Origin of the sequence: Paenarthrobacter sp. RAF54_2, assembly GCF_052113945.1 — a bacterium.
Classification (GTDB): domain Bacteria; phylum Actinomycetota; class Actinomycetes; order Actinomycetales; family Micrococcaceae; genus Arthrobacter.
The window spans coordinates 26,021-53,017 of record NZ_JBFRDV010000012.1 but is presented as its reverse complement, the minus strand read 5'-3'; the positions used below and the strand labels follow the sequence as shown (position 1 = coordinate 53,017).

At 62.9% G+C, this 26,997-nt stretch carries 31 protein-coding genes; 24 read left to right on the top strand and 7 right to left on the bottom strand.

Annotation, left to right across the window (positions count from 1 at the left end; genetic code table 11):
- The first annotated feature begins 26 nt into the window (after positions 1–26).
- The 11 genes from AB4Y87_RS13525 to AB4Y87_RS13475 all read left to right on the top strand — a co-directional run bounded on the left by AB4Y87_RS13525 (position 27) and on the right by AB4Y87_RS13475 (position 10,527).
- Positions 27–941, top strand: a complete 915-nt coding sequence (locus AB4Y87_RS13525; RefSeq protein WP_442004853.1) for a shikimate dehydrogenase — start codon at positions 27–29, stop codon at positions 939–941.
- Positions 941–2,812, top strand: a complete 1,872-nt coding sequence (locus AB4Y87_RS13520) for a bifunctional sugar phosphate isomerase/epimerase/4-hydroxyphenylpyruvate dioxygenase family protein (protein WP_442004852.1) — start codon at positions 941–943, stop codon at positions 2,810–2,812. Before AB4Y87_RS13525 ends, AB4Y87_RS13520 begins: the two co-directional genes overlap by 1 nt.
- Positions 2,813–2,848: 36 nt before the next feature.
- Positions 2,849–3,733, top strand: coding sequence for a protocatechuate 3,4-dioxygenase subunit beta (gene pcaH, locus AB4Y87_RS13515; RefSeq protein ID WP_442004851.1), 885 nt, complete (start codon positions 2,849–2,851; stop codon positions 3,731–3,733).
- Between the two features lie 4 nt (positions 3,734–3,737).
- Positions 3,738–4,352, top strand: a complete 615-nt coding sequence (gene pcaG, locus AB4Y87_RS13510) for a protocatechuate 3,4-dioxygenase subunit alpha (protein ID WP_442004850.1) — start codon at positions 3,738–3,740, stop codon at positions 4,350–4,352.
- Entirely contained in the window at positions 4,349–5,761 is a 1,413-nt protein-coding gene (locus tag AB4Y87_RS13505; protein ID WP_442004849.1) for a class-II fumarase/aspartase family protein, read from the top strand. Before pcaG ends, AB4Y87_RS13505 begins: the two co-directional genes overlap by 4 nt.
- A complete protein-coding gene (locus tag AB4Y87_RS13500) occupies positions 5,754–6,557 on the top strand; it encodes an alpha/beta fold hydrolase (RefSeq protein WP_442004848.1) in 804 nt (267 codons plus the stop codon). Before AB4Y87_RS13505 ends, AB4Y87_RS13500 begins: the two co-directional genes overlap by 8 nt.
- Positions 6,554–6,991 (top strand): 4-carboxymuconolactone decarboxylase, encoded by a 438-nt coding sequence (gene pcaC / locus AB4Y87_RS13495; protein ID WP_442004847.1) that lies wholly within the window; start codon positions 6,554–6,556, stop codon positions 6,989–6,991. The genes AB4Y87_RS13500 and pcaC overlap by 4 nt, the downstream gene beginning before the upstream one ends.
- An 80-nt stretch (positions 6,992–7,071) precedes the next feature.
- Positions 7,072–8,286, top strand: a complete 1,215-nt coding sequence (locus AB4Y87_RS13490) for a thiolase family protein (RefSeq protein WP_442004846.1) — start codon at positions 7,072–7,074, stop codon at positions 8,284–8,286.
- Between the two features lie 7 nt (positions 8,287–8,293).
- Positions 8,294–8,980 (top strand): 3-oxoacid CoA-transferase subunit A, encoded by a 687-nt coding sequence (locus AB4Y87_RS13485; RefSeq protein ID WP_442004845.1) that lies wholly within the window; start codon positions 8,294–8,296, stop codon positions 8,978–8,980.
- 2 nt (positions 8,981–8,982) lie between these two features.
- A complete protein-coding gene (locus AB4Y87_RS13480) occupies positions 8,983–9,651 on the top strand; it encodes a 3-oxoacid CoA-transferase subunit B (protein ID WP_442004844.1) in 669 nt (222 codons plus the stop codon).
- Positions 9,652–9,723: 72 nt separating this feature from the next.
- A complete protein-coding gene (locus AB4Y87_RS13475) occupies positions 9,724–10,527 on the top strand; it encodes an IclR family transcriptional regulator domain-containing protein (protein ID WP_442004843.1) in 804 nt (267 codons plus the stop codon).
- A 12-nt stretch (positions 10,528–10,539) separates the two neighbouring features.
- Here the strand turns inward: AB4Y87_RS13475 and AB4Y87_RS13470 are convergent, their stop codons facing one another.
- A complete protein-coding gene (locus AB4Y87_RS13470; protein ID WP_431117224.1) occupies positions 10,540–10,884 on the bottom strand; it encodes an iron chaperone in 345 nt (114 codons plus the stop codon).
- Between the two features lie 41 nt (positions 10,885–10,925).
- Positions 10,926–11,324: a RidA family protein gene (locus AB4Y87_RS13465; RefSeq protein ID WP_431117223.1), complete on the bottom strand. Its 399-nt coding sequence runs from the start codon at positions 11,322–11,324 to the stop codon at positions 10,926–10,928.
- Between the two features lie 134 nt (positions 11,325–11,458).
- Here AB4Y87_RS13465 and AB4Y87_RS13460 point away from each other — a divergent pair, with 134 nt between their 5' ends.
- The 8 genes from AB4Y87_RS13460 (at position 11,459) to AB4Y87_RS13425 (ending at position 20,726) form a co-directional block, all read left to right on the top strand.
- Positions 11,459–12,331, top strand: a complete 873-nt coding sequence (locus AB4Y87_RS13460) for a fumarylacetoacetate hydrolase family protein (protein WP_442004842.1) — start codon at positions 11,459–11,461, stop codon at positions 12,329–12,331.
- Between the two features lie 25 nt (positions 12,332–12,356).
- The gene (locus tag AB4Y87_RS13455; RefSeq protein ID WP_442004841.1) at positions 12,357–12,839 is read left to right on the top strand and encodes a cupin domain-containing protein; all 483 of its coding nucleotides are present in this window, start codon (positions 12,357–12,359) and stop codon (positions 12,837–12,839) included.
- Positions 12,840–12,844: 5 nt separating this feature from the next.
- Complete coding sequence (locus tag AB4Y87_RS13450) at positions 12,845–13,711, top strand: acyl-CoA thioesterase (RefSeq protein ID WP_442004840.1); 867 nt, start codon at positions 12,845–12,847, stop codon at positions 13,709–13,711.
- Between the two features lie 59 nt (positions 13,712–13,770).
- The gene (locus AB4Y87_RS13445; protein ID WP_442004839.1) at positions 13,771–15,450 is read left to right on the top strand and encodes an AMP-binding protein; all 1,680 of its coding nucleotides are present in this window, start codon (positions 13,771–13,773) and stop codon (positions 15,448–15,450) included.
- Between the two features lie 14 nt (positions 15,451–15,464).
- Positions 15,465–17,855: a bifunctional salicylyl-CoA 5-hydroxylase/oxidoreductase gene (locus AB4Y87_RS13440; RefSeq protein WP_442004838.1), complete on the top strand. Its 2,391-nt coding sequence runs from the start codon at positions 15,465–15,467 to the stop codon at positions 17,853–17,855.
- Positions 17,856–17,857: 2 nt separating this feature from the next.
- The gene (locus AB4Y87_RS13435) at positions 17,858–19,249 is read left to right on the top strand and encodes an MFS transporter (protein WP_442004837.1); all 1,392 of its coding nucleotides are present in this window, start codon (positions 17,858–17,860) and stop codon (positions 19,247–19,249) included.
- A gap of 7 nt (positions 19,250–19,256) precedes the next feature.
- Complete coding sequence (locus AB4Y87_RS13430) at positions 19,257–19,718, top strand: acyl-CoA thioesterase (protein ID WP_442004836.1); 462 nt, start codon at positions 19,257–19,259, stop codon at positions 19,716–19,718.
- Positions 19,719–19,841: 123 nt separating this feature from the next.
- On the top strand, positions 19,842–20,726 hold the full coding sequence (locus AB4Y87_RS13425) for a PaaX family transcriptional regulator (protein ID WP_442004835.1): 885 nt from the start codon (positions 19,842–19,844) through the stop codon (positions 20,724–20,726).
- A 32-nt stretch (positions 20,727–20,758) separates the two neighbouring features.
- Here AB4Y87_RS13425 and AB4Y87_RS13420 read toward each other — a convergent pair whose 3' ends face one another.
- Both AB4Y87_RS13420 and AB4Y87_RS13415 read right to left on the bottom strand, forming a co-directional pair.
- A complete protein-coding gene (locus AB4Y87_RS13420; RefSeq protein ID WP_442004834.1) occupies positions 20,759–21,541 on the bottom strand; it encodes a VOC family protein in 783 nt (260 codons plus the stop codon).
- A 259-nt stretch (positions 21,542–21,800) separates the two neighbouring features.
- Positions 21,801–22,442 (bottom strand): NADPH-dependent F420 reductase, encoded by a 642-nt coding sequence (locus AB4Y87_RS13415; RefSeq protein ID WP_442004833.1) that lies wholly within the window; start codon positions 22,440–22,442, stop codon positions 21,801–21,803.
- A gap of 104 nt (positions 22,443–22,546) precedes the next feature.
- Here AB4Y87_RS13415 and AB4Y87_RS13410 point away from each other — a divergent pair, with 104 nt between their 5' ends.
- The 5 genes from AB4Y87_RS13410 (at position 22,547) to AB4Y87_RS13390 (ending at position 25,084) form a co-directional block, all read left to right on the top strand.
- Positions 22,547–23,254: an HAD family hydrolase gene (locus AB4Y87_RS13410; protein ID WP_442004832.1), complete on the top strand. Its 708-nt coding sequence runs from the start codon at positions 22,547–22,549 to the stop codon at positions 23,252–23,254.
- 71 nt (positions 23,255–23,325) lie between these two features.
- Positions 23,326–23,538 carry a DUF4177 domain-containing protein gene (locus AB4Y87_RS13405; RefSeq protein WP_442004831.1) on the top strand — a complete coding sequence of 71 codons (213 nt, stop codon included), beginning with the start codon at positions 23,326–23,328 and terminating at the stop codon, positions 23,536–23,538.
- A gap of 126 nt (positions 23,539–23,664) precedes the next feature.
- Positions 23,665–24,213, top strand: a complete 549-nt coding sequence (locus AB4Y87_RS13400; protein WP_442004830.1) for a type IV toxin-antitoxin system AbiEi family antitoxin domain-containing protein — start codon at positions 23,665–23,667, stop codon at positions 24,211–24,213.
- Positions 24,210–24,383 carry a hypothetical protein gene (locus tag AB4Y87_RS13395; RefSeq protein ID WP_442004829.1) on the top strand — a complete coding sequence of 58 codons (174 nt, stop codon included), beginning with the start codon at positions 24,210–24,212 and terminating at the stop codon, positions 24,381–24,383. The genes AB4Y87_RS13400 and AB4Y87_RS13395 overlap by 4 nt, the downstream gene beginning before the upstream one ends.
- Positions 24,356–25,084 carry a nucleotidyl transferase AbiEii/AbiGii toxin family protein gene (locus AB4Y87_RS13390; RefSeq protein WP_442004828.1) on the top strand — a complete coding sequence of 243 codons (729 nt, stop codon included), beginning with the start codon at positions 24,356–24,358 and terminating at the stop codon, positions 25,082–25,084. Before AB4Y87_RS13395 ends, AB4Y87_RS13390 begins: the two co-directional genes overlap by 28 nt.
- 91 nt (positions 25,085–25,175) lie before the next feature.
- On the opposite strand, the gene AB4Y87_RS13385 is transcribed toward AB4Y87_RS13390, so the two are convergent.
- From AB4Y87_RS13385 to AB4Y87_RS13375, 3 genes are all read right to left on the bottom strand, one after another.
- Positions 25,176–25,640, bottom strand: a complete 465-nt coding sequence (locus AB4Y87_RS13385; protein WP_442004827.1) for an SRPBCC domain-containing protein — start codon at positions 25,638–25,640, stop codon at positions 25,176–25,178.
- Between the two features lie 164 nt (positions 25,641–25,804).
- Positions 25,805–26,206 (bottom strand): hypothetical protein, encoded by a 402-nt coding sequence (locus AB4Y87_RS13380; protein WP_442004826.1) that lies wholly within the window; start codon positions 26,204–26,206, stop codon positions 25,805–25,807.
- Between the two features lie 116 nt (positions 26,207–26,322).
- Positions 26,323–26,934 (bottom strand): NADPH-dependent FMN reductase, encoded by a 612-nt coding sequence (locus AB4Y87_RS13375; protein WP_442004825.1) that lies wholly within the window; start codon positions 26,932–26,934, stop codon positions 26,323–26,325.
- Between the last annotated feature and the right edge of the window lie 63 nt (positions 26,935–26,997).

Below are 26,997 nucleotides of genomic sequence, written 5' to 3'. Positions count from 1 at the left end.
GGTGCTGAAGTCAAAGGAGCTTTAGGATGAGCAATCGAGCCGAGTCCGTTCTGGTGGGCCTCATGGGCGAAGGGGTCATGCCCTCGCTCACGCCACCCATGCACGAACGCGAAGCCGACGTGCAGGGCCTTCGCTTGCTGTACCGCCCCATCGACCTGCTGGACCTGGCCTTGCCGGCCACCGCCGTCGGGGATCTCCTCACCGCAGCCCACCGCATGGGCTTCAATGGCCTGAACATCACGCACCCGTGCAAGCAGCTGGTGCTGGAGCATCTTGACGAAATTTCCGACGACGCCCGTCGCCTGGGTGCCGTCAATACAGTTCTGATTCAGGATGGTCGGTTTATCGGCCACAACACTGACTTCTCGGGTTTCGGCGCGGCCCTCACCAGCGGACTCCCTGATGCCAAGCTCGATCACGTGGTCCAGCTTGGTGCTGGCGGTGCCGGGTCCGCCGTCGCCTACGCGTTGCTTAAGGCCGGGGTCGGCGTGCTGGACCTCGTGGACATGGATGCAGCCCGCGCAGCCGATCGTGCCGAGGAACTAGGCGGACTTTTCCCGGCGGCCACAGTCACGCCGCGCACTCCCACTGACTTGCCGCAGATCATGCCGCTCGCGGATGGCCTGGTGCACTGCACCCCCATTGGTATGGCCGCCCATCCGGGACTGCCCCTGGACATCGACCTCCTGGAACCGCGGCACTGGGTCGCCGACATCGTCTATCGCCCCATCGAGACGCAGCTGGTCCGCGAGGCGCGCGCCAAGGGTTGCGACGTCCTCGACGGCGGCAGGATGGCAGTCGGTCAGGCGGCCGACGCTTTCCAGCTCTTCACAGGACGAGACGCCGATCGCGACCGCATGCGGGCACACTTCCTGGAGCTGATCGCCGTGGAAGATGCCGCAGCCTCACTGGCCCCTGAGCTGACGAAGGCGGGCCACTGATGCGAACCGGAATCGCCACCGTATGCCTCTCCGGCACACTGAAAGAGAAGATGCAGGCCTGCGCAATCGCGGGGTTTGACGGCATCGAAATCTTCGAGCAGGACCTCGTCACCTCGCCGCTCAGCCCTGAAGACGTACGGAAAATGGCCGCCGATCTCGGCTTGGGTCTGGACCTGTACCAGCCGTTCCGCGATTTCGACGGCGTCACTCCGGAGCTGCTCAAAACCAACCTTCGCAGGGCGGAGGCGAAATTCAATCTGATGGAACGCCTGGGCATGGACACCATCCTGGTCTGCTCCAACGTGGCGACGGCAACCATTGATGACGACGAACTTCGTGCCTCCCAACTGGCAGAGCTTGCTGAACTGGCGGGGGACCACGGCGTCAAAGTTGCCTACGAAGCATTGGCCTGGGGCAAGTACGTCAACGATTACGAGCACGCGTATCGCTTGGTCGAGATGGTTGACCACCCCAACTTGGGCACGTGTCTGGACTCCTTCCACATCCTTTCCCGCGACTGGGACACCGCGCCGATCGAGGACATCAACGCGGAGAAAATCTTCTTCGTCCAGGTGGCCGACGCCCCTAAACTTTCCATGGACGTCCTTTCCTGGAGCCGCCACTACCGCGTTTTCCCTGGCGAGGGTCAGTTCGAGCTTGCCAAGTTCATGGGCCACGTGGTCCGCGCCGGCTATACGGGTCCGGTTTCGCTGGAAGTTTTCAACGATGTCTTCCGCCAGTCCGATGTCGAGCGGACAGCCGTGGACGCCATGCGTTCCCTGATCTGGCTGGAGGAGCAGAGCGCCAAGTGGCTCGAAAGCACCTCCGCGGATTCCGCAGCCGGCAATGGAAGCGCCTCCCGGCGTCGTTATCCCATGGAACTGGCCACGCTGCCCAAGGTGAACGAACCCGCTGGCTTCAACTTCGCCGAGGTCAAGGCTGACGACACCGCCCAGCTGGAGAAGCTCCTGGGCCAGCTCGGGTTCGAGTTTGAGGGCCGCCACCGCACTAAGGACGTCCAGCTCTGGACCATGGGCCAGGCGCGCGTGATCATCAACGAGCAAGCTGCACAGCATGCCGAACCGGCTATTGCCGCCCTAGGGTTCGACGTCGACTCTCCAGTGATTGCCTCCGCTCGCGCCCAGCAACTCAAGGCCCCCGTGGTGGCACGCAAGGTCCAGGCTGACGAGGAAGTGTTCCAAGGCATCTCCGCCCCGGACTCCACCGAAATCTTCCTGTGCCAGGGCAGCCCGGACGGGACCGCCGCGTGGACGCACGAGTTTGGCGAGGGGTCGGAACACGTTTCCAACGTGCAAAACGCGGTGATTGACCACGTTAATTTGGCCCAGCCCTGGCAGCACTTCGACGAAGCCGTCCTGTTCTACACCAGCGCCCTGGCCCTGGAACCGCAGCCGTTCGCTGAGGTTCCGAGCCCCAGCGGCCTGGTGCGCTCGCAGGTCATGGAGACCTCGGACGGTTCAGTCAGGCTGGTGTTGAACCTGGCACCTGCACAGCAGGCGCAGACTGCCCGCAAAACGTACCAGGAACATATCGCGTTCGCCGTGAACGACCTCGTGGGTGCAGCCCGGTCGGCCCGTGATCGTGGCCTCGACTTCCTGCAGATCCCCGCCAACTATTACGAAGACCTGGACGCGCGGTTCGATCTTGAACCGGATTTCCTGGCCACCCTCAAGGAGCTCAACCTCCTGTATGACCGGGACGCCAATGGAGAATTCCTCCACTTCTACACCGCCACAGTTGGCAGYGTGTTCTTCGAAATGGTGGAACGCCGCGGCAACTACGACGGCTACGGGGCGCCCAACGCGCCGGTGCGCCACGCCGTCCAATACGACTCGCTCCACCGCATTTAGACCCATAACGAAGCAATCAACCGAAAGGAGCCGGCCGTGCCACAAGAACAGACCGCACAAGTCAACTCTGCAGAAGCGCTCGAATCCGAGGAACTCGTGCCACCCGCTGAGCCACACGCAGCGCATGATTCCAAGAAGGTGGAAACCCAAGCGGATCTCAGCGCTGAGATGAAGGGCATTGCGGATCGCTATGCGGAGGCGCTGAAGAACGGCAAGGCGCCGGAGACCATGCCCCGGCTGGACTACGCGCCGTATCGCAGCAGCATCCTGCGCCACCCGACCAAGAGCCTGCACCACGCGGACCCGGAGACGATCGAGCTCTACTCGCCGGCCTTCGGCCACCATGATGTGCACGCGCTGGAATCGGACCTGACCATCCAGCACAACGGTGAGCCGCAGGGTGAACGCATCATTGTCGCAGGCCGTGTTCTTGATGGCGACGGCCGGCCGGTCGCGGGCCAACTAGTGGAGATCTGGCAGGCCAACGCAGCCGGCCGCTACATTCACAAGCGCGACCAGCACCCCGCACCGCTGGACCCGAACTTCACCGGCGTCGGGCGTTGCATCACCGGCGACGACGGCTCGTACAGCTTCACCACCGTCAAGCCCGGCGCCTACCCGTGGAAGAATCACCTGAACGCTTGGCGCCCGGCGCACATCCACTTCTCCATGTTCGGCTCGGAATTCACGCAGCGCATCGTCACCCAAATGTACTTCCCGGGTGATCAGCTCTTCCCGCTGGACCCGATTTACCAGTCGATCGTGGACCAGGACGCCCGCGACCGCCTGGTGGCAGAGTACGACCACGAGCTGACGAGCCCCGAATGGGCCCTCGGCTACAAGTGGGACATCATCCTGACCGGCTCCCAGCGGACCTGGACAGAGAACGAAGCATTCGGCGACGCCGGGGACGAGGAATAAGCACATGAGCAAGCTGACACCCACACCGGGCCAAACCGTCGGACCCTTCTACGGCTACGCCCTCCCCTTTAACAAGGACAACGAACTCCTCGCCCCGGGCAGCCCGGGAAGCGTCCGCCTCCAAGGCACGGTCTACGACGGCGCCGGCAACACGATCCCGGACGCCATCCTTGAAATCTGGCAGCCGGACTCAGAGGGCAACATCGTCCAGCGCACCGGCTCCCTGGTCCGCGATGGCTACACCTTCACCGGCTGGGGCCGCGGTTCTGTGGGCAACTCCGGCGTTTACACGTTCACCACCGTCAACCCCGGACCCACCTCGCCGGGTGCGGCACCGTTCATCTCCGTGGCAGTCTTTGCCCGCGGCCTCATGAACCGCCTTTTCACCCGCGTATACCTGCCGGAAAATGAGGAAGCGCTGGCCAACGATCCGCTGCTGAGCTCCCTGGATCCCGAGCGTCGCAAGACCCTGATCGCCCGTCGCGACCCCGACGGCGGCCTCACCTGGGACATCCGACTGCAGGGCGGCGACGAAACTGTATTCCTGGATTTCCAGCACGACGGTTCACTGGAAACCAGCGTTAACGCGGACTCGCCTGCAAGGGAAAACCGGCCATGACCGACGGCGACTTCGGCCTCCTTAGCCCCGTTTCGGCGTCGCCCGCTGTTGCGGCGCTGACGGGCGATCGTGCCGTGATCGCGGCGATCCTCGACGTCGAAGCCGCCTGGGCGGTTGTCCTCGAGGAAGCGGAGCTCGTCCCTGCCGGTTCCGCCGCAGTTGTGGCCGAAGCCGCCGACGCCGGCTCTTATGATGTTGCCGCAATCGCGGAACGCGCCCAGGGCGGGGGCAACCCTGTGATTCCCTTGCTCGGCGACCTCCGGGCACGAGTGAAGTCCCTGGACTCGGGTGCGGCTTCCGCTGTCCACACCTCACTCACCAGCCAGGACGTCCTCGACTCCGCGCTCATGCTGCTCGCCAGTCGCACCATTTCTTCGCTGCTGGCCGACGTGAAGCGAACGACGACGGCGCTCGCCACCTTGGCGGAACAGCATGCGGAGACCCTTTGCGTGGGCAGGAGCCTGACGCAGCACGCGCTGCCATATACGTTCGGGCTCAAGGCCGGGCAGTGGTTCCACGGTGTGGCCGCTGCGGCTGCGCGGATGGAAGCGCTTGAACTACCCATCCAGTTTGGCGGGGCCGGCGGGACCTTGGCGTCGGCAACCAAACTGACTGCTTCCTTGCAGAGCACTCCTTTTGATCTTGCCGATTCTTTGGCCTCAAAGCTTGGCCTCGCAACGGCTCCTGCTCCTTGGCACACGAACCGCCTGGCCCTCACTTCCCTGGGCGATGGACTTGCTGCTCTGATTGATTCCTTCGGCAAGATCGCCGTGGACCTGCTGTTCCTGAGCCGGCCGGAAGTCGCAGAACTGGGCGAACCATTGGCTCCCGGACGCGGTGTTTCCTCGGCCATGCCGCAGAAACAGAACCCGGTGCTGTCCGTGTTGATTCGCAGCGCGGCGTTGCAGGCACCCGGTCTCGCATCGCAGCTGCACCTCGCAGCGGCCACCTTCAACGATGAGCGCCCGGACGGTGCCTGGCACAGCGAATGGCCGGCCCTGCGTCAGCTGCTCGCGTTGGCCTTGGGGGCGGCCGGACATCTCCGCGAGCTTACGGAAGGCCTTCGTGTCTTCCCCGATGCCATGCGCCGGAACCTCGAAATTTCGGGGCCACTGCTCCTCAGCGAAGGTGTGATGGCCGCCGTCGCTCCTCTGCTGGGTGAGAACGGAAAACAGAAGCTGCAGGCCGTCGTCGACGAAACCCTCAACGCACCCGCCGCAGAGCAGACCCGGATCTACACCAAACTCCTGCGCGAAACGGTCCCCGCGGATAAGCTCTCCGACGCCGAACTCGAGGCACTCCTGGATCCCGCGAGCTACCTCGGTGAAGCCGCCGAGATCACGCGCCGGATCCTTGCCGCGTATCCGGTCTTCGCAGGAATCTCAACGAAGGGAGCCACCCGTGGCTAAGCCAACCGTTAAGGCCGTTCTGCTCTCCCCGCAGCGCGAACTGGGAACCAAGCCGCTCCTGGTGGTCGGCCCATCGTTGGGCACCTCCACTGTTCTCTGGACCGAAACGGCAGCGTTGCTTGGCGATGAGTACGACGTCATCGGTTGGGACCTCCCCGGCCACGGCATCTCGCCAGCCGCCACCGAAGGTTTCGATATCGCGGAACTGGCGGACGCGGTCGTCGATCTCGTCGACTTTGTGAGTCCGGGCGCGAAGTTCCACTACGCGGGCGTCTCGCTGGGTGGGGCCACCGGCTTGCAGCTCGGCATCAAGCACGGCGACCGTCTCCGCAGCCTGTCTGTCCAGTGCAGCGGCGCCAAACTCGGCACGCCCGAGGGCTGGCTGGAGCGCGCCGAAACTGTGCGCAAACTGGGTACGCCGGTGATGATTCAGGGCTCCGCCGAACGCTGGTTTGCCGCTGGCTTCATGGACCGGCAGCCGGAAATCAGCAGCCGCCTCCTGCACTCACTCCGCGACGCCGACCGCTTCAGCTACTCGTTCTGCTGTGAAGCCCTCGCCGGATTCGACGTCCGCGAGCAGCTCGGCAGCATCACCGTTCCCACCCAGGCGATTGCCGGCGTCGAGGACTCTGTGGCGCCGCCGTCCCTGGCCGAAGCTGTTGTTTCCGGTATCACCGCGGGCGGCGGTACCGCTCAGGCGGTGGCGCTCGACGGCGTCGCGCACCTCGCGCCAGCGGAGGCGCCTGCAGTTGTGGCCGGGTTGATGCGGACCTTTATGAAGGAGAACGGACGATGACCTCTTTATCTCCCGAGCGGAATGGTGCCGTTCAGCCGAGCGCCACCGGACAGGACATCTACGACGCCGGCATGGCGGTACGCCGCGAAGTCCTCGGCGATGAGCATGTGGACCGCGCGAACGCCAACATGGACTCCTTTACCGAGGACTATCAGGACATGATCACCAGGATCGCCTGGGGTGGCATCTGGACGCGGCCCGGTCTTAGCCGGCAAATGCGCTCCGCCGTCACCCTCACGGCACTGGTGGCGCACGGTCACTGGGAGGAGCTCGCGATGCACATCCGGGCGGCTCTCAACAACGGCCTGAGCAGGGACGAGATCAAGGAAATCCTGCTGCAGACCGCAATTTATTGCAGTGTTCCCTCGGCCAATTCGGCCTTCAAGACGGCGCAGAAAGTCTTCGCCGAGATCGACGCCAACGAACCCAACTAGGGGACAGCACATGTCCCATTGAAGGCTCACAGCGACGTTTACTGTCCCCTAGTTGGGCAGAGAGAATCAGAGGAATCCCCATGAACCAGGCATACGTGTACGACGCCGTACGCACACCCTTTGGCAAGTTCGGCTCCGGTCTTGCTGCTGTCCGTCCCGATGACCTTGCTGCCCATGTGGTCCGCGAGTCCGTTCGCAGGGCTCCGGGGCTGGACGTTGAACGGATCGACGAGGTGGTCTTCGGCAACGCCAACGGCGCCGGCGAAGAAAACCGCAACGTGGCCCGGATGGCTACCCTGCTGGCAGGCTTGCCCGTGTCGATTCCCGGGACAACGGTCAACCGCCTGTGCGGCTCCTCCCTGGATGCAGCGATTATTGCGTCCCGCCAGATCAATGCCGGCGACGCCGACCTGATGTTGGTGGGCGGTGCAGAGTCCATGTCGCGTGCACCTTGGGTGCTGCCGAAGACGTCCAAGCCGTACCCCGCCGGTGATATGACGCTCGCGTCCACCACGCTCGGCTGGCGTCTGGTGAACCCGGCCATGAACAAGAACTGGACCATCTCACTGGGCGAAGCCACCGAACGGCTGCGCGAGAAGTATGGGATCACCCGTGAACGCCAGGACCAGTTCGCAGCGGACTCGCACAACCTGGCCGATTCCGCATGGAACGAAGGCTTCTACGACAACCTTGTTTCGCCGGTTCCGGGCACTGACCTGGTTCGCGATGAGGGAATCCGTGCCGGTTCTTCCGCAGAGAAGCTCGCCACGTTGAAGACCGTGTTCCGTGCCGAGGGTTCAGGGCCCGACGGCGGCACGGTCACCGCCGGTAACGCCTCGCCATTGAATGATGGAGCTTCGGCTGCGTGGATCGGTTCGGAGGCTGCTTCTTCCATCCTGGGTCTCGAACCCCTGGCCCGCATCGCCGGCCGCGGCGCCCATGGCAACGATCCCCAGTTCTTCGGGTTCGCCCCGGTGGAGGCGGCGAACAAGGCCCTTGCCAAGGCGGGCATCGGCTGGGACCAGGTTGGCGCCGTCGAACTTAACGAGGCTTTCGCCGCGCAGTCGCTGGCGTGCGTTGACGCGTGGGGGATTGACCCCGGAATCGTGAACCGGCATGGCGGGGCTATTGCGATGGGCCACCCACTCGGTGCCTCCGGTACCCGCCTCCTCGGGACGCTTGCCCGTTCCCTGCAGGCCTCCGGACGGCGCTGGGGAGTGGCGGCGATCTGTATCGGGGTGGGGCAGGGCTTGGCTGTGGTGCTGGAAAACGTTTCTGCGGGCGTATCGGAATAGGTGGATCATGCTGAAATTCATTGACACCGTTGGCGAAGCTGTCGCCGGCATCAAGGACGGGTCCACCGTGATGATCGGCGGGTTCGGCAACGCCGGGCAGCCATTCGAACTGATCGACGCCCTGATGGACTGCGGCGCGAAGGACCTCACCGTGGTGAACAACAACGCCGGTCAGGGCGATCAGGGGCTCGCGTTGCTGATCAAGGAAGGCAGGGTCCGCAAAATGATCTGTTCGTTCCCGCGGCAGTCTGATTCCTGGCACTTCGATGCCAAGTTCCATGCGGGTGAGATTGAGTTGGAGTTGGTTCCGCAGGGCAACCTGGCCGAGCGTATCCGTGCCGCGGGTGCAGGGATTGGCGGGTTCTTCACACCCACTGGCTACGGCACCACGCTGGCTGAGGGCAAGGAAACGCGCTTGCTGGACGGGAAGTGGCAGGTGTTCGAAACGTCCATCCACGCCGACGTCGCCCTCATCAAGGCACTCAAGGCGGACGGCAAGGGCAACCTCGTGTACCGAAAAACTGCCCGGAACTTCGGCCCCATCATGGCGGCCGCTGCCAAGCACACCATTGTGCAGGTCTCGGAGATCGTGCCCACGGGTTCGTTGGATCCGGAGAATGTGGTGACGCCAGGGATTTACGTCAACAGTGTGGTCCGCGTCGATTCTGCCGGAACAACAGAGAAGGTGGCCTGATCATGAGCACCCAAACCAGTATCCAGACGTCCGAGGAGCCGTTGGGTCGCGACGAACTCGCCCAGCTCGTGGCACGTGACATCGCGCCAGGTTCGTTCGTGAACCTGGGCATCGGCCAGCCCACTCTTGTGTCCAACTACCTCACCGAGGAACAGAACATCACGCTCCACACGGAGAACGGGATGCTGGGGATGGGCCCCGCGGCTGAGGGCGACGAGATCGACGGTGACTTGATCAATGCCGGCAAGATCCCCGTCACCGAGCTGCCCGGGGCCTCGTACTTCCACCACGCCGACTCCTTCGCGATCATGCGCGGTGGGCACCTGGACATCTGCGTCCTGGGCGCATTCCAGGTTTCGGCCACGGGCGATCTCGCCAACTGGCACACCGGCGCCCCGGACGCCATCCCGGCTGTGGGTGGTGCCATGGACCTTGCCACGGGCGCCAAGGATGTGTTCGTGATGATGACGTTGTTGACGCGCGAGGGCGTGTCCAAACTGGTGGAGCAGTGCACCTACCCGCTCACCGGCGTCGGCTGCGTGACCCGCGTGTACACGGACAAGGCCGTCTTCCTCACAGGATCCGACGGCGTCACTGTCCGCGAGACGTTCGGCTGCACCTTCGAGGAAATCCAGGAGTTCGTACCCCTGCCTCTGAAGCCCGGCGCCTAACACTGCTCACGTTGTGGGGCCTGCTCTGGGGATGCAGAGTAGGCCCCGCAACGCACCCTAGGATTGGTAACCATGACCGATTCCGCAGTTACCCCGCAGGCCAGCGACCAGTATGTGCAGTCGTTGGCCAGGGGTCTGGCCGTGATCCGGGCGTTCGATGCGAACAACCCGGTCATGACCCTCAGCGAAGTCGCAGCCCGCACTGACCTGACCCGCGCCACGGCCCGTCGTTTTCTTCACACCCTCGTGGAGTTGGGCTACGTCCGCACGGACGGCAAGACCTTCGCCCTCACTGCAAAGGTGCTGCAGCTCGGGTACTCGTATCTGTCGGCGCTGTCCCTGCCTCAGCTGGCTCAGCCACATCTGGAGCAGTTGAGCATGAAGCTGGGGGAGTCCACGTCAGCGGCAGTCCTTGACGGTCCGGACATCTTCTACGTTGCCCGCGTCGCGACCCGCCGGATCATGAACGTCGGCATCACTGTGGGCACCCGTTTCCCGGCATACGCCACATCCATGGGCCGTGTGCTGCTCGCCGGTCTGCCACAGGCCAAGCTCGAGGCATACCTGGCCAACGTCGACCTCAAGCCAATCACCCCGCGAACCGTGGCCAACGCGGCAGACTTGAGGTCCGCCGTCGAGCAGGTCCGTGTGCAAGGCTGGTGCCTGCTGGACCAAGAGCTGGAAATCGGCCTGATGTCCATCGCGGCGCCGGTCTGGAACCACAACAACGGCGATAACGTTGCGGCGATCAACGTGTCCCTGCAGGCCCAGGCTGTCGCGGCGGAGTCGGACCCGGACAAGTATCTCGAGTCCGTACGGCAGGAAGTGGTCGCAACGGCCAACGCGATCTCGCAGGACGTGTCCGCGAAGCACTAAATCGAGGCGCCTCTACTTCCGGATCGCAGCCAGCCGCGTCTCGAGAATGCGCCGCACCATGGAGTCGGGAACAGGGTTGTCCGCAGAGAACCGCAACGTCCCCGGCGACCACGAGTAGCCGCCCAGCTCCTCGGACATCTCCGGCAGGATCTGGCCGCTAAACGGGTACAGGGCCAGATGGTTCTTGGTTTCGAGTACGCTCACGAAGCCCTTGCCGTCCACAAGCAAGGCAGGCATGCCGTAGCTGGTGCCTTCCTCGGCGTCTGGGGCAAGTTCACGTGCGATCGCAACTATCCGCTCCAGGATTTCCCGGTTGCCTTTGCTGACGTTCTCCAGATATTCGGTGACGGTTCCCATAGGGGACATGCTTCACTAAGCCCGCAGCAGAGGCCAGAGATTTAGCCCTCAGGAATAACCGCGATGCCCTGGATTTCGATCAGGGCCTCTTTCTGCCACAGCCGGCTCACACCGATGCCGGCCATCGCCGGGTACTGTGTGCCAGCCATTTCACGCCAGATTCGTCCGATCTCGCGGCCGTTCGCCATGTAGTCGTCTACGTCTGTGAGGTAGATGGTGACGTTGACGAGGTCCTCCGGCTGCCCACCGGCTTCCCGCAACGTGGTCAGCACGTTGGAGAACGCCTGCGTGAACTGCTCCACGATGCCGCCGGGAACGATGTTCATGTTCTTGTCCAAGGCAGTCTGCCCACCCAGGAACACCGTGTTGCCGGCAAGCATGCCGTGCGCAAAACCGGATGGCTTGGGGAGTGACTCCGGGTTGATTGTTTTGTGGCTCATGCTGTTCCTCCTTGTTGTGGCAACTGCAAAAACTTTTGAAATGCCTCTGTGCAGATCATTTCTGCCGTGCTACGTTGAGCATATGTGACGATCGTAAAAAAGTCGACACATTGAATCTCGAAGGAGCAGAACCCATGAAACTTGCCACCTTGCGCACCTCCGGCGGAAATACGACGGCGGCACTCGCCACAGGCGCCGACACGTATGTTGCGCTGCCGGCCACCGACGTCGGCGCGCTCCTGGCCCAGCCGGAATGGCGGTCGATCACCGAGAAGGCAGCCGAAGCAGCGGCGGAAGGCGGGCAAGCCGTCATCGCAGCAACTGAAGCTGACTTTGCCCCGCTCCTGCCCCGCGCCGGAAAAGTCATCTGTTGCGGGCTGAACTACGGGGACCACATCCAGGAAATGGGACGCGAACTTCCTGAATTTCCCACCCTGTTCGCCAAATACGCTGACACCCTGATCGGAGCCACGGACGTCGTAGAAGTCCATGGCAGTGGGCGCGTGGACTGGGAAGCCGAGTTGGCCGTCGTCGTGGGTTCTGAACTGTTTCGTGCAGACGAAGACCATGCCCGGGCGGCAATTGCCGGGTACACCGTTGCCAATGACGTCTCCATGCGTGACTGGCAGAACCGCACCCTGCAGTGGTTCCAGGGCAAGGCCTTCGACGCAACCACACCAGTGGGCCCGGTGATGTTGACTGCGGACGAGGCAAGCGAAAGCTTCGAGGTCCGTGGCTACGTCAACGGTGAGCTCGTGCAGCAGGGCAATACCAGCACCCTGGTGTTCGGCCCCGCACAGCTCCTGTCCTACATTTCCCAGTTCACCGTCCTGCGTCCCGGCGATCTCGTACTCACGGGCACGCCTGGGGGAGTGGGCATGGGGATGACCCCGCCGCGTTTCCTGAACGACGGCGACGTCCTCACCACCGAAATCGACGGCATCGGCCGCCTGGAAAACCAGTTCCGAATCCACGCGCCGGTCACGCCAGTCCCCGCCAACGCCTAAAACCACCGCCAAAAGGAGAACCCCCATGAGCCAGACCACCACTGAATACCGCCTCGAAGGCGACAACTCCATCTACGCCGGAGCTGACGGCAAGGTTGTCCCCGTCGTGACCCGTGCGGGTGAAGAAGACACCAACACCGCCCAGTCCGGGGATTGCATCCGCGTCTCCGGCGTGAGCATCCAACACACCCCGGCGACCAAGATCTGGTTCGGCCAGGTCTCCAACACCCCCGGGTACCGCTCCCTGCCGCACCACCACGGTGAAGCCGAAACCGGCGGCTACGTTCTTCGTGGCCATGGCCGCATCTACTTCGGCGAAAACTACTCAGAGTTCCTGGACATGAAGGCCGGCGACTGGGTCTTCGTTCCGCCGTTCATGCCGCACGTTGAAGCAAACATGTCCGTCACCGAAGAACTCGTGTGGCTCACAGCCCGCACCCCGGAGAACCTCGTGGTCAACCTCGACGACGTCCCGGACGAAACCCTCGCCGACTACCGCCGGGCATAACCACCATGATCACTGGAACCTTGACCTCGGAGACCTTCCTTAGGGCTGTGGAGATGACAGCCGTTGAAGCGGAGGTTTTTGACGAAGCCTACGAAGCCACGACCCAATACGTTCCGTGGCCAAAAGCCTATGGCGGAGACATGGTGGCCCAAGCTGCAGCCGCCATGATGCTTTCAGTGGAGGCCGACAGGCAGCTCCACTCGATGCACAGTTACTTCATGCGGCCCGTGGACATCGGTGCCCATGTTCGGTACGAAGTAGAGCGCTTGCGTGACGGTCGCGGCTACTCCACCCGCAACGTCCGTGGTTTCCAGAATGGCAAGACTGTATATGCCGCGATGGGTTCGTTCCAGGTTCCCGAAGATGGTCCGGACTTCCAGCCGGAGGCTCCTGCCGCCGTCGAGCCTGAATCCCTGCGCTCCGCAGCGGAAGCACTGGACGGGAAGGAAGGCCCAGCCGCAGACTATTGGTCTACGGGCCGTAGTTTCGACATGCGGCATATTCCGGGGTCGGTATACATCGAGCTTGAGGGTGGATCCATGCCGCAGCAGGCAATCTGGGTCAAGGCCTTCGACAGCCTCCCCGACGACGCCAACCTCCACCGGACTGCCCTTGCTTACGTTTGCGACTACACGATCCTGGAGCCGCTGCTCCGGGTCAACGGGCTCAACTGGTCCAGTCCCGGGCTCGCCACCGCCAGCCTTGACCACTCCATGTGGTTCCACCGCGATGGCCGCGCCGATGAGTGGGTCCTCTATGCACAAGAGGCCATATCAGGCCAAAGCAACAGGGGCCTGGCCATGGGCCGCTTCTTCGACCGACAAGGAAGGCTCCTCGCCACAGTCGCCCAAGAAGGCATGATCCGCGCCTGAACAGTTTTACCCCCAACACCATCCCCAGCTTCACTGACGCACCACTGAAAGGAACGGCCATGAGCATGACGCCATCGGCCCACGTGGACACGTTCACCCGCGACCACCTGCCGCCCGCCAACACCTGGCCGGCGCTCGAATTTACCCTGCCGGAACTCCACTACCCGGAGCGGCTGAACGCTGCCGCCGTGCTGATCGACAGCGCCGTCGAGACGTACGGCCCAGACCGGCCGGCGCTCCGCACCCCGGATGGCACAGTCTGGTCCTATGGACAGTTGCAGCTGCACTCCAACCAGGTTGCCCAGGCCCTCACCGAAGACCTCGGGGTAGAGACCGGAAACCGTGTGCTGCTCCGCGGCCCCAACAATCCATGGCTGGTTGCCGCCTGGCTGGGTGTGCTGAAGGCGGGCGCCGTGGTGGTCACTACGATGCCCATGCTGCGTTCCAGCGAGGTGGCCACACTCATCCAGCTCACCAAGCCTGTGGTCGCCATTTCCGATCACCGCTTCGTGGATGAGCTCGCGACGGCGGCAGGCGAGGACGTCACCGTCCTGAGCTACGGAGGGCCCGACGACGGCGATCTCACCCAGCGCTGCCAGCGCAAGAGTGGGGAGTTCACGGCTGTGGACACGTCGGCAGACGACGTAGCCCTGCTGGGTCCAACGTCCGGGACCACAGGTGTGCCCAAGGTGACCATGCACTTCCACCGGGACGTCCTGGCGAATGCGGACACCTTTGCCCGCCACATCCTTCAGCCCACAGCTGATGATGTCTTCGCCGGTTCCCCTCCACTTGCCTTCACGTTCGGGCTCGGCGGATTGGTGATCTTCCCGCTGCGGTTTGGCGCGTCGTCGCTCCTGACGGAGAAGGCCGGGCCTGTGGAACTGGCCGAGCATGCTTCGGCTGCCGGGGCCACCATCCTTTTCACGGCTCCCACTGCCTACCGGGCGATCCTGAAGGAAAAGCGCGGGGACTTGCTCCGTGGCCTCCGCGTCGCTGTTTCGGCGGGGGAGCACCTGTCCAAGGAGACGTGGGAAGCGGTCCGTGAGGCGACGGGTCTGAGGCTGGTCAATGGTATCGGCGCCACAGAGTTGCTTCACGTGTTCATTTCCGCTGCAGGGGATGACATCCGTCCAGGTACTACCGGCAAGGCTGTGCCGGGCTTCCGTGCAACCATTCTTGATCAGGACGGCCACCAGCTTGGCCCAGGCCAGTCTGGCCGGCTTGCAGTGATTGGCCCTACGGGTTGCCGCTATCTGGACGACGCACGCCAAACGAATTACGTGGTGAATGGCTGGAATGTCACTGGCGATACGTTCTCGATGGATGAAGACGGGTACTTCACGTACCAGGCCCGCTCGGACAACATGATCGTTTCCTCCGGCTACAACATCGGGGCACCCGAGGTGGAAACCGCCATCGACCAGCACCCGGACGTGGTGGAGAACGCGGTGATCGGGCGGCCTGATCCTGAGCGCGGAAGTATCGTGTGCGCGTTCATCGTCCTGCGTGAGGGCGTCATTGGCGACGCCGCGAAGCGCAAGGAAATCCAGGACTTCGTGAAGCAAACCATTGCCCCGTACAAGTACCCGCGCGACGTCCGCTTCGTCACCGAGTTGCCGAGGAACCCCAGCGGCAAACTCCAGCATTTCAAGCTCCGCGATGGCCTCCTCAAGGAGAGCACCACAGGCGAAGCAAAAACCCAACAACTTACCCCCGCCGGCCAAAGCCAGGCTTGAGAAGGAGCATGAGCATGAAGATCGCAATCGTTGGAGGCGGCCCCGGCGGCCTGTACTTCGCAGCACTGATGAAGCAGCTGGATGCGTCACACGAGATCACGTTGTGGGAGCGGAACGCTGCCAGCGACACGTTTGGTTTTGGTGTGGTGTTTTCCGATGAGACCCTGGGCGGGATCGGGAACGCGGACCCGGTGGTCGCGGAGTACATGAGCCGCCGGTTCGCGCGCTGGTCCGATATAGATATCCACTTCCGTGACCAGATGATCACGGTCGGCGGGCAGGGTTTCGCTGCCATGAGCCGCAAGGAACTGCTGGAACTGCTCCAGCGCCGCTGCATCGAACTGAACGTCGATGTCCGGTTCTCCACTCTGGCCCCTGCCATTGAGGAACTCGAAGCCAACTATGACCTGGTGCTCGCCGCTGATGGTGTGAACTCCCAGATCCGTGCCAAGTACGCCGACGCGTTTGGCCCGGACCTGGACCCGCGGACCAACAAGTTCATGTGGCTCGGTACGGACCAGGTGTTCGAGGCCTTCAAGTTCTTCGTGAAGGAAACTGAGTGGGGTGTCATGCAAATTCACGGCTACCCATACTCCGATGAGGGTTCCACGTTCATCGTGGAAATGCACCAGGACGTCTGGCACGCGGCAGGGTTCGACGAAACCGCCAACGAGGTCTTCCCTCCCGGCGTCTCGGACGAGAAGGCGATCGCGAAGATCCGCGAGATTTTCGCCGAGGAACTGAACGGCTACGAGGTCCTCACCAACAACTCCAAGTGGATCAACTTCACCACAGTGCGGAACCAGAGCTGGCGCAAGGGCAACGTGGTCCTGCTCGGCGACGCCGCCCACACCGCGCACTTCTCCATCGGCTCCGGCACGAAACTGGCCATGGAAGACTCACTCGCCCTCGCTGCCTGCCTGCACGAACACCCCGACGTGGACTCCGCCCTGGCCGCGTACGAGGCTGAGCGGCGTCCCGTGGTCGCCTCCACGCAGCGCGCCGCGCAGGCATCGCTGGAGTGGTTTGAGCGGATCGGCCAGTACAAGGACCAGGATCCCACCCAGTTCGCGTTCAACCTGCTCACCCGCAGCCGCCGCATCACCCAGGAAAACCTCCGCCTCCGCGACCCGGAGTTCGCCGAAACCGTGGACCGGAACTTCGCCGAATCCCAGGGCCTTGCCCAGGTCGCGCCGGCGATGTTCCAGCCCTTCCGCATCGGGGAGCTGGAGTTGAAGAACCGCATCATCGTCTCCCCCATGGACATGTACTCCGCCACCGACGGGATCCCCGGGGACTTCCACAAAGTCCACCTGGGCTCCAAAGCCCTCGGCGGCGCGGGTCTGGTCATGACCGAGATGGTCTGCGTGTCCGAAACAGGGCGTATCACCCCCGGCTGCAGCGGCCTGTACACCGATGAACAACGGGACAGTTGGAAGGAAATCGTGGACTTTGTCCACGCCCGCTCCACCGCCAAGATCGGCGCACAGCTGGGACACTCCGGCCGCAAGGGCTCCACCAAGCTCATGTGGGAAGGCATCGACCAGCCCCTCGACTCGGGCAACTGGACCGCCGTCGGGCCTTCTGCATTGCCGTACAGCAACGAAAACCAGACCCCCGTGGAGCTGGATCGCGCAGGGATGGACGCCATCACGGCCGAGTTCGTCGCCGCCACGATCCGCGCTGGTCAGGCAGGCTTTGACCTCCTGGAAATCCACGCCGCTCACGGCTACCTGCTCTCCTCCTTCCTCTCCCCGGTCTCGAACAAGCGCACCGACGAATACGGTGGCAGCCTCCAGAACCGGCTGCGGTTCCCGCTGGAAGTCTTCGACGCCGTCCGCGCGGCCTGGCCTGCCAACAAGCCGGTGACGGTGCGCATCTCCGCGACGGACTGGATCGAGGGCGGCAACACCTCCGACGATTCGATCGAGATCGCCAAGGCGTTTGTGGAGCACGGCGCCGCCGGCCTGGACGTTTCCACCGGCCAGGTCGCCAAGGAGGAAAAGCCTGCGTTCGGCCGCAGCTACCAGACCCCGTTCGCGGACCGCATCCGCCAGGAAGTCGCCGCACCCGCCGGGGTGGCCGTGATCGCCGTCGGCGCCATCTCCAGCTACGACGACGTGAACTCGATCCTCCTTGCAGGACGCGCGGACCTCATCGCCCTGGGCCGCACCCACCTTTACGACCCGCAGTGGACTTTGCACGCCGCTGCAGAACAGGAATACCACGGTCCTGGCGCGCAATGGATCCCGCAATTCCGCGGCGGCCGCCGCAAACCCCCAAGCGCCCGCACGGACGCCGTCCGCCCCCGCCTGTCCCTGCTGAAGGAACCCGACACTGAAGAAACCACCACCCACCTCCGCTGGACACCTGCGTCCGCCGCTGCATCTGCGTTGGTGAAGTAGCCATGGCCGCCGCACCGATTAATGACTGGAAAGTGCCCAAGCGCACCACTGGCTTGGTGTTGATTTGTTGCTGGCTCGCCATCCTCGCTGAAGGGTACGACGTCGGCGTCCTGGGGGCAGTGCTTCCGGCCCTGGCCGAGTACAAACAATGGAACCTCAGCCCGCTTGCCCTGGGTGGGCTGGGATCATATGCCTTGATCGGCATGCTTATCGGAGCCCTGTTCATCGGGACTCTGAGCGACCTCGTAGGCCGCAAGAAGATGCTGTTGGCGTCCATGGTCATCTTCACCCTCACCCAGGCTGGTGCGGCCTGGGCTCCGACGCCCGAGCTGTTTGGCCTTTTCCGGCTCATCGGCGGACTGGGCATGGGCGGTGTCATCCCCGTGGCCGCAGCCCTGACAATCGAGTACTCAGCTCCCAATAGGCGTTCCTACAACTACGGCCTCATGTATTCGGGCTACTCGCTGGGCATCGTTGCGGCCGCGCTTGCTGCGATGTTCGTGCTGCCGGTTGGTGGCTGGCGGGCCGTGATTGCTCTTGGTGCCGCGCCGATTGTCCTGCTGCCGATCATTTGGAAGTTCCTCCCGGAATCGTTGGAGTACCTCGAGTCCAAGGGACGTAAAACCGAGGCCAAGGCCTTGGCTGCCAAGCTGGAGATCGCCGACTACCAGCCGGTGGCAACGGTGGCAGAGCTGGGTTCACAGGCCTCCTCACACACCGCAGATCCGTGGTGGAAGACCATCACCACGATGTTCTCCAGGAAGTACCTGCGCTCCACGGTGTTCTTCTGGGTTTCCCTGTTCTGCGGCCTGGTACTGGTCTATGGCCTGAACACCTGGCTGCCGAGCATCATGAAGAAGGCCGGCTACGATCTGGGCTCGTCCCTGACGTTCCTGTTGGTCTTCAGCCTGGCCTCCGCCATCGGCGGCCTGCTCCTTGGCCGTGCGGCAGACAAGTACGGCAAGAAGCTCATCCTCGTGGTGTTCTATATCCTGGGTGGCCTGGGCATCATGCTCCTCGTCTTCCCCAACACCATGGTGGTCAACCTGCTGTTCGTGGCCTTCGCAGGCGTCGGTTCCATCTCCACGTCCCTGGTCCTGACCGGCTACATCGCTGACTACTATCCGGCCAAGGTTCGCGGTACGGCCACGGGTTGGGCTCTCAGCTTTGCCCGCCTGGGTGCGATCTCCGGACCCTTGATCGGCGGCTGGATTGCAGGTTCCAAGCTGCCCTTCGAGGCCAACTTCGCGATTTTCGCCGGCATCGCAGTGGTGGCCGCGGCCGCCGTCGCTATGATTCCGAAGCCGCAACCCGAGGTGACAGTTGTTGCGCCCAACGCGGCAGCCGACGTCGCGGACCCGGACGACGAGACCGCGGCAGTCAGCACCCGCTAGGAGAATCATGGACGCGTTTCCTGAAGCGAGTGTTGAGCGGACGGTTGAGTGGGTGGACACCGATGCCTCCGGCCACCAACACAACTCGGCCATCCTCCGATGGGTGGAAGCCGCCGAGGCAGAGCTGTTCCGCTCCCTGGAGCTGCCCGACTACTTCCCCAACGCTCCCCGCGTCCAGCAGGTGATCAACTACAAGGCCAAGCTCTGGTTCGGCCAGCGCGTCACCGCCACGGTGAAAATCCACGCGCTCGGCCGGACCTCGCTGACCATGGCCTTCGAGGTCCGGGGCCACCCACTTGAAGATGTGCCCCGCGGAACGCCCGACGGCGTCACTCAGCAAGGTGCATCGTCGGACGGCAGCGAGGTGGCCGCCTTCGGGACGGTGACCACGGTCCACGTCCCCAACGGCACCACCGCCGCGCAGTCTTGGCCGGAACATTTCGTCCGGGCTGTGCGGTGTGCTGACTAGCTGACAACAAGGACGCCCTCAGGATCGGCTGGCAGAGCATCAGCCTTCCCCGGCCATTGATGGTTCCCCACCTATGATGAACATGACTGGCGCCTTACCTGGCGCGGAAATGAGGGTCCTTCAATGTTCGCCGTCCCGGCACCCCCGGTGCGCCATCAGCAACTCCTGGTCACCATCTTTGGTCTTTATGGCAGGAATGCTGGTGATGCGTTGCCGGTCTCCGCACTGGTTTCGATGCTCGGTACGCTCGGCTATGACGCGCCAGGTGTGAGATCGTCTGTTTCCAGGCTTAAGGCCAAGGGTGTCCTGAAGAGCGTCCGTGAAGGCGGCATTGCCAAGTACAAGATCGCCGAATCGGTGAGCGACGTCTTCCGTGAAGGTGATCGGCGGATCTTCGCCCCCGAACAGCCAGCTCCCGTGGATACGTGGGTGCTCGCCGTGTTCTCCGTGCCCGAGTCGATGCGGAACCGCCGGCACCAGCTGAGGTCCGCCCTGTCCAGCCTGGGATTTGGATCCGTGGCGTCCGGTGTATGGATCGCTCCGGCACACAAACTGGAGCAGGCTCGCGAACGCCTCACCGCCAGCGGGCTCATCGAGTTCGTGGACCTCTTCCGCAGCGACTACGTTTTCGATGGCCCCATGCGGCCCAAGATCTCCGAATGGTGGGATCTCAAGGAACTCGATGAACAGTTCACGGAGTTCCTTGAGATCTACCGGGGCGCCGAGCAGCAGTGGATTGACCTGGTGGGAACCGACCCTGAGGCGGCCTTGGCTGATTCCACGGCCGAAGTGCGGCGCGACGCTTTCCGCTACTACATTCCGATGCTGACCTTGTGGCGGAAGTTCCCTTACCGGGACCCCAACCTCCCGACGGACTACCTTCCGCCTGAGTGGCATGGGCCCGAAGTCCGCCGGACCTTCCAGGCAGTGCACCGGCTCGCCGCGCCGCTCGCCGCGGCACACGCCCATGAGGTCATCAGCGAAGCTTTGGATCCAGTCCTGACGTAGCCGTTGGTGCGGGTTTAGCCGGCGGTCCGGGCTTAGTCCTTGGTCCGGGGCGCGTCGATGATGCCGAAGATTTCTCCCTGCGGCGCCTGCAGGATTGCCATCCGTCCCATGGGGCTATCCATGACTGGCACCAAGGCTGAAGATCCGAGTTCCATGGCTGTTGCGGCGGTTCGATCTACATGGTCGCTGGCAAACCACGTCAGCCAGTGATTCGGCGCGCCCTCGGCAATTTCAGTGTCGTGCTGAATGCTGCCCACTTCGCGGCCATCAGAAGCCCGCTTGGCGGTTGCGTATATGAATCCGTCCTGGTCGATGTCCTGATAGCTGAAGCCAAAAACATCGGCATGGAAGGACCGGGCCAGCGCGTAGTCGCGGGTGTGGAGTTCGTTCCAGCACAATGCACCGTGCTCGTTGACGCGCTCCGCCCCGATATGGCTTCCCGCCTGCCAGATGCCAAAGACTGCACCCACGCTGTCCGCGGCAATTGCCATGCGCCCCGAATCCATCACATCGAAGGGAGGAGCGATGAGTTGGCCACCAGCAGCGGCTACTTCTTTGCACGTGGTGTCAACATTGTCCGAGGCCAGATACGTGGTCCAGACGGTTGGCATGTTGGAATCCTGTTTGGGACCGAGTCCCGCAACAGCTTGTCCGTCCAGTTGGGCCAGTAGGTAGCCCCCGGCCTCTTCGTCGCCGGAGAGGTAATCCCATCCAAACAACTCCGTGTAGAAGGCCTTGGCGGCAGGGAGGTCATCGACCCCCAGATCCACCCACGCGGGTGTTCCTGCAGGCCATTTCTCAGTTTGGGTAGACATAGCAACTCCTCGGGTTTCGGGGCTTAATTGGCGCGGCTGCCTCCCGGAATGCCCTATGCGCCGGGCTTCCTGGGAGGCAGCCACTCCCTTTGTGCATCCAGCGTCCAATTCGTGATGCGATTCGGCCCAAATCTTGGCCGCAAATCGTGCCCACCCGTCGTGGAGTGGTCGTCCCACAGCACCCCAGCACAAAGGAGGCGGCAGGCGTAAGCCGCCTGCCGCCGTCGTGCGTGTTCTGTTGTGAGATGGTGCGGATCTATCAGACGGTGCGGGTCGCCTTGGCGAGGTTGTCGCGAAGTTCGTCCGCGTTCTGACGGATGACGTAGGCGGGACGGTCGCGCTCGACGCGCCAGCTGTCTTCGAGCGGCCCGATGTTGACGGTGTCGAAACCGAACTCGTCGTACAGCTTGGTCACGAGTTCGGCGGCCTCCGGGAAGTCGCTGGCTGTGGCCAATGCGCGGCGGTTGGGCGTGCCGGCAGGAGTGCCATCGGTAGTGATGTCCTTGGCGAAGATGTGGTTGAAGCCCTTGGCCACCTTGGATGTGGGCAGGTGCTTCTGGAGCAGGCCCGAGGTGGTGGTCTCGCCGTTATCGAGCGCGGGAATACGGCCGTCGCGCTCCCAGTAATAGTTGTTGGTGTCGATGACGATCTTGCCTTCGAGCGGTCCCGCCGGGATGTCTTGATAGTTTTTCAGGGGAACGGTCACGACGGCGAAATCACCTGCCGCTGCTGCCTCGACCGCCGTCGCGGCCCGGGCGCGCGGCCCGAGTTCTGTGACCAGTTCCGTGAGGGTTTCCGGCCCGCGTGAATTGCTGATCACGACGTCGTAGCCAAGTTCCACGGCTTTACGCGCAACCTGGCTGCCAATGTGTCCTGCACCGATGATTCCGATTGTTGTCATACTCCCGCCAACAAGATGTTGCAGACGCGTATTTCCGGCGTTACGGAATATGTCGGAGTCGCAGGCGAGTTTCCGTGTACGGGGGTGATAAGTAGACTTACTAAATGTCTACTCCAGCGAACCCCAACTCCAAGAAAAGCGGTGTCCTCTTCGACGTCGATGGGACGTTGATCGACTCCAGCTACTTCCACGCACTCGCCTGGTGGCAGGCATTCAGGCGCGAAGGCTTGGACATCCAGATCTCCGACATTCACCGCTGCGTAGGAATGGGCGGCGACAAACTCGTCCAGCACCTGGTTCCGGACTGTCCGGAAGACATGCAAAAGGAACTGAAATCCGCGCACGGTGCTGTGTTTTCGACATTCTGGCCGTCATTGCGAGCCTTCGACTCCGCCCGGGACCTCCTTGCAGCCTGCTCCGATTCCGGGCTGGCGGTAGGGCTGGCGTCGTCAGCGCAAGAGCGCGACCTTGACGTCAGCAGGCGGCTCCTCGACGCCGGTGGGTCCATTGACGCGTGGACCAGCTCCAACGATGCGGACGAAAGCAAGCCTGCCCCGGATATCCTCCTGGCCTGCCTGAAGAAGCTTGAACTCAATCCAGCGGACGTCGTCTTTGTTGGCGACGCAGTCTGGGACGTGAAGGCCGCTGCGGCAATTGGCGTTCCCGCCATCGCCCTGACCTGCGGTGGTATCAGCGAGGCCGAGCTCCGTGACGCAGGGGCCGCGGAGGTCTACGACAATCCGCGGCACCTTCTGGAGAATCTGGAAAGCAGCGCTATTGGCCGGCTAACGGCGGGGACAGTCAGCGGTTAAGAAGCGCGGCCGCCCGCGCCGCCGGGTTGAGTAGCATTGCCCCCAATTGACCAGCAACGGAAGGAAGTCGCATGATGCAGCAGTATGTCGTCCTGCAAGTGATCCTTAAGGAGAAACTCTGGGGAACCGGTTCGGGCAATCTGACCTCTCTGGAGAAGGCCATCAACGATCAGGCCGCGAAGGGCTACCGGCTCCACACCATCACCACGTCGAGCAGCGGGAGCAAGGGGCTCGGCGGCGGGGACCGCATTCAGGCAACGATGGTGTTCGAGCGCCTCGGATGATTGGACTTCGTCGACAAGCTGGGCGTTCGGACGGCCATGGTGGACCGACTTGCGGGCGAGGATGAGATGATGACCAAAATGGCCGTAAGGATGGCACAAGCGTACCGAAAGCGGTACGCTTTTGCCGTGAGGCTGACTAGTTCGTACCGGCAGATCCTGAGGGAACTTGCCTACGACACCCATGGCGTCATCACAGTGGCCGACGCGCGCGAAGCAGGAGTACCGCCCGTGGAGCTCCGGAAATTGACTGCGCGAGGAGCCCTGCGGCGCATAGGGCACGGCGTGTACCGGATGATCGAAGCCCCTTCGAGCAACCTCGACGAGTTCGCTGAAGCCGTAGCCCTCGGAGGAGAAGAAGCTGTACTCGCCGACGAATCTGTGCTCGCCGCCTACGGCTTGGGTCAGGTCAACCTCCGCAAAATCAGGGTGGTCACCCCTCGGAGGGTCCGCAGCCGGCTCCCGGACACGGTCGAGATTGAACAGCGGAAAGTGCCTCTTTGGGACAGCGGCTACATTGAAGGTATTCCAGCCATGGGTGTGGAAAGCGCCCTGTTGGGTTCTCGAGGACGAATCATGACTGAGCGTCTGGTCGATGCGGCCCGCAAAGCGGAGCAGCGTGGTCTGCTCGATTCAGCAGCCGCAGCCCGCGTCATCAAAGAATTGGAAACATCTTGAGCACACCACCGAACGACAATCAGCCAGAGGAAATCACTGCGCCCAAGAATGTCCGGTATTTAGAGGGCAGGATCGCAGAGCTCGCAAAGGCCGAGAACTCGACCGTCGCCAAGCTCAAGTCCCTAGTAGCCAACCTGGCGGTGTGCCAAATGCTGCCCCGTCAGCGGTGAAGGGCGGCACTGGTCTAACGCTACGGCTTGGCGAGAACCTCACGCGTCAAACCCCTGATCTGGACACCGCCTTTCGCGGGAATATGCAGAATTTTGAAGAGCAGTTGCGAAAGAATCTTGCGGCTGGTTGGGGAGGATTCACCGGTGCGGTTGTGCCGGGAACTCCTCGCGCACCAGAGAGCGTGCCGACCGCCTACATCATGCAGCCTTTCGCGGTGAAGCCGCAGTGCCGAAACAAGTCCTTCACGACGGTGGAGCTTGGAGTCAGCTTCGACGGGCTTGGAGCAACCGGAGATCTCACGGAGACAGCACTCTCGGAGGAATTGATCGACGCCTTCATGGCCCTAGGGCTCCCTCGACCGAATCCGGTGCCTGTCCTACCCCTCCACCATCAGGTATCACAGAAACTGCATGCGTGTACCGAACCCGGAAGTCAGCGGGCCCACGATCTGGTCGACTTGCAACTGATGGCCGGCCTTGCCGTTGACGTGTTGGTGGCCGAGACGGTGGAACGGCTCTTCCGATTCCGGCGCCAACACGACTGGCCAGCCATGGCAGTATCGACCAAGGAGTGGGACACTCTATATGCCGATGCCGCCCTCGGCCTGGAGGAAGTAGTGCTTCCCACTGTCGGCGATGCCGTCCAATGGCTGAACGGCGAATACATTCCGCGGATCGTGGCAGCAGGAAAAAGTTCCTAACGCTGCAGATGGACGCAAAAGCCTCGGAGCTCGTGGTGCTCCGGGACTTCGGCGTCCGGCACCTGGTACGGATCGCTCTACGGCCGCCAAACTATGCTTTGAGGGCTGCAGGTATCCCGTTGAGGCGAAGGGTCGTCCCGGTGCGCAGATGAGGTAGGTCAGCGCTGCCGTCTCCGGTTCGCTTGAGGAACGTGACCTGCTCTGTCCAGGTCAGCGTGCTTCTCCCCATTTCGGTATCGGCCAAGGTCACCGTCACGAGCGATACCCAGCGGGTTACATCGTCCACGATCGCTTCATAGACGAAAACGATCCGGCGATCGGGAATGATGTCGAGGTAGCGCGAACGATTGCGCAGTTTCTCGGCCTGCCCGTCTAGCATGACGAAAGTGCTGCTCGCTTCCTCACCGCCGCCAATGTGGAAGTCGTGATCATAGACGGACCCCGTTCCTGGCATCCGAAACCATTGCCGGCGCAACCGATCATCCGCGAACACGGCGAAGAGGTCCGCCCGGTTCGCATCGAAGTCGCGCGTGATACTGAAAGTCTCGTGCCTCACGTCCGAAGGCTGCTCCCCACTCGTTTGGTCGGAAGGGTGCCCATCACGCAGCTCAGTCATGTCARCCAACTCTCTGTTTTCTCATCACGTATCTGTGGGAACAGAGGCAGGCCGCAGTTGCTTCCCGCACTTGATCTCAGCCGGACGGCCACGCCTGGCGTCGTCTAGAGTTCCTCGTCCCGCACTTCCTCACTCCGGCCGCGTCCTCGAACTGCCCAGATGATCAACGCAATGACGATGATCGCAGCAACGGCTGCCAGGATCCACGGCGTGACGTCGGTCCGGGTTTGTTCCTGGGGTTGGGACTCTCCGGTCCCTGGGTTCGCGGGTCCGCTGCTTGCCGGGTTGGACGTGGTTTGCCCGCCGGACGATGGAGCTGGGTTTGTGGGTGTCGCCGTTGATGGGCCGGACGGGTTGCTGGGCGAGGCCGACGGCGTGGGGGTGGTGGCAGCTACGTGACCTTGGAGGGCGGCCGGGTTTGCTGCGTTTGCTGCTGCCGCGATGGACAACATGGACCCGGTGAAGAGGGTCAGTGCCAGGGTTGTCAGGGCTAATCTACGAAGCATCGTTTCTCCTGTGGGATAGGGCGTGTCCGCGAATCCTCATAGTAGTAAGCATACTGACTAACAAAGAAAATGGGATGGGTGTCGCCCCTAGACAAGGGGCGACCCCACCCGAGGGGCTAGCGCGTTAGCTTGGCGGAATCCGGTTCCGGATCGCCGATATGGCCCGGAGCGTTGGCTGCCAGGACACGCTGGACGAACGCGCTGTATTCCTCCATATAGTGGCGCAGCAACCCTGCCGTGCCCTCGTCCTTAACCGAGCCGTCGTCGTCGTACGCGTCCGCGACGAAGCGGATGTAAGCCTCCGGAGCATTCAGCTGAGGTGCGTCGAGGAAGCTGAGGACGCTGCGCATGGAGGACTGCATCACCGCGGTTCCGATGCCACCAGGCGACGCGCCGATAATGCCGGTCGGCTTCCGTGCGAAGGAGTTGCTTCCCCACGGTCGTGATCCCCAGTCGATGGCGTTCTTCAATGCGCCTGGAATGGAGCGGTTGTACTCGGGGGAGACGAAAAGAATGCCGTCCGATGCGGCGATCGCGTCCTTCAATTCCCTGCCGGCAGGCGGGAAGTCGGAGTCATAGTCGGAGCTGTACAACGGGAGGTCCCGGATGGCGATCTCATGAAATTCCAGTTCCGGAGGCGCCACGCTGATGAGCGCCTTGGAGAGGACCCGGTTGATCGAGGTACTAGAGAGGCTTCCGACGAAATAGCCGATTTTGAATGTGTCCATAGCGGCGTTCCTTCCCGACGGCACGGCCGGAACCGGCTCGTCGACGGTGTGGACGCTGGTTGC

Bases quoted from the DNA above. Each gene is read 5' to 3' on its own strand.
- AB4Y87_RS13525 (WP_442004853.1), top strand. From the start codon at position 27: ATGAGCAATCGAGCCGAGTCCGTTCTGGTGGGCCTCATGGGCGAAGGG.
- pcaG (WP_442004850.1), top strand. From the start codon at position 3,738: ATGAGCAAGCTGACACCCACACCGGGCCAAACCGTCGGACCCTTCTAC.
- AB4Y87_RS13505 (WP_442004849.1), top strand. From the start codon at position 4,349: ATGACCGACGGCGACTTCGGCCTCCTTAGCCCCGTTTCGGCGTCGCCC.
- pcaC (WP_442004847.1), top strand. From the start codon at position 6,554: ATGACCTCTTTATCTCCCGAGCGGAATGGTGCCGTTCAGCCGAGCGCC.
- AB4Y87_RS13490 (WP_442004846.1), top strand. From the start codon at position 7,072: ATGAACCAGGCATACGTGTACGACGCCGTACGCACACCCTTTGGCAAG.
- AB4Y87_RS13485 (WP_442004845.1), top strand. From the start codon at position 8,294: ATGCTGAAATTCATTGACACCGTTGGCGAAGCTGTCGCCGGCATCAAG.
- AB4Y87_RS13480 (WP_442004844.1), top strand. From the start codon at position 8,983: ATGAGCACCCAAACCAGTATCCAGACGTCCGAGGAGCCGTTGGGTCGC.
- AB4Y87_RS13475 (WP_442004843.1), top strand. From the start codon at position 9,724: ATGACCGATTCCGCAGTTACCCCGCAGGCCAGCGACCAGTATGTGCAG.
- AB4Y87_RS13470 (WP_431117224.1), bottom strand. From the start codon at position 10,884: ATGGGAACCGTCACCGAATATCTGGAGAACGTCAGCAAAGGCAACCGG.
- AB4Y87_RS13465 (WP_431117223.1), bottom strand. From the start codon at position 11,324: ATGAGCCACAAAACAATCAACCCGGAGTCACTCCCCAAGCCATCCGGT.
- AB4Y87_RS13460 (WP_442004842.1), top strand. From the start codon at position 11,459: ATGAAACTTGCCACCTTGCGCACCTCCGGCGGAAATACGACGGCGGCA.
- AB4Y87_RS13455 (WP_442004841.1), top strand. From the start codon at position 12,357: ATGAGCCAGACCACCACTGAATACCGCCTCGAAGGCGACAACTCCATC.
- AB4Y87_RS13450 (WP_442004840.1), top strand. From the start codon at position 12,845: ATGATCACTGGAACCTTGACCTCGGAGACCTTCCTTAGGGCTGTGGAG.
- AB4Y87_RS13445 (WP_442004839.1), top strand. From the start codon at position 13,771: ATGAGCATGACGCCATCGGCCCACGTGGACACGTTCACCCGCGACCAC.
- AB4Y87_RS13440 (WP_442004838.1), top strand. From the start codon at position 15,465: ATGAAGATCGCAATCGTTGGAGGCGGCCCCGGCGGCCTGTACTTCGCA.
- AB4Y87_RS13435 (WP_442004837.1), top strand. From the start codon at position 17,858: ATGGCCGCCGCACCGATTAATGACTGGAAAGTGCCCAAGCGCACCACT.
- AB4Y87_RS13430 (WP_442004836.1), top strand. From the start codon at position 19,257: ATGGACGCGTTTCCTGAAGCGAGTGTTGAGCGGACGGTTGAGTGGGTG.
- AB4Y87_RS13425 (WP_442004835.1), top strand. From the start codon at position 19,842: ATGTTCGCCGTCCCGGCACCCCCGGTGCGCCATCAGCAACTCCTGGTC.
- AB4Y87_RS13420 (WP_442004834.1), bottom strand. From the start codon at position 21,541: ATGTCTACCCAAACTGAGAAATGGCCTGCAGGAACACCCGCGTGGGTG.
- AB4Y87_RS13415 (WP_442004833.1), bottom strand. From the start codon at position 22,442: ATGACAACAATCGGAATCATCGGTGCAGGACACATTGGCAGCCAGGTT.
- AB4Y87_RS13410 (WP_442004832.1), top strand. From the start codon at position 22,547: ATGTCTACTCCAGCGAACCCCAACTCCAAGAAAAGCGGTGTCCTCTTC.
- AB4Y87_RS13405 (WP_442004831.1), top strand. From the start codon at position 23,326: ATGATGCAGCAGTATGTCGTCCTGCAAGTGATCCTTAAGGAGAAACTC.
- AB4Y87_RS13380 (WP_442004826.1), bottom strand. From the start codon at position 26,206: ATGCTTCGTAGATTAGCCCTGACAACCCTGGCACTGACCCTCTTCACC.
- AB4Y87_RS13375 (WP_442004825.1), bottom strand. From the start codon at position 26,934: ATGGACACATTCAAAATCGGCTATTTCGTCGGAAGCCTCTCTAGTACC.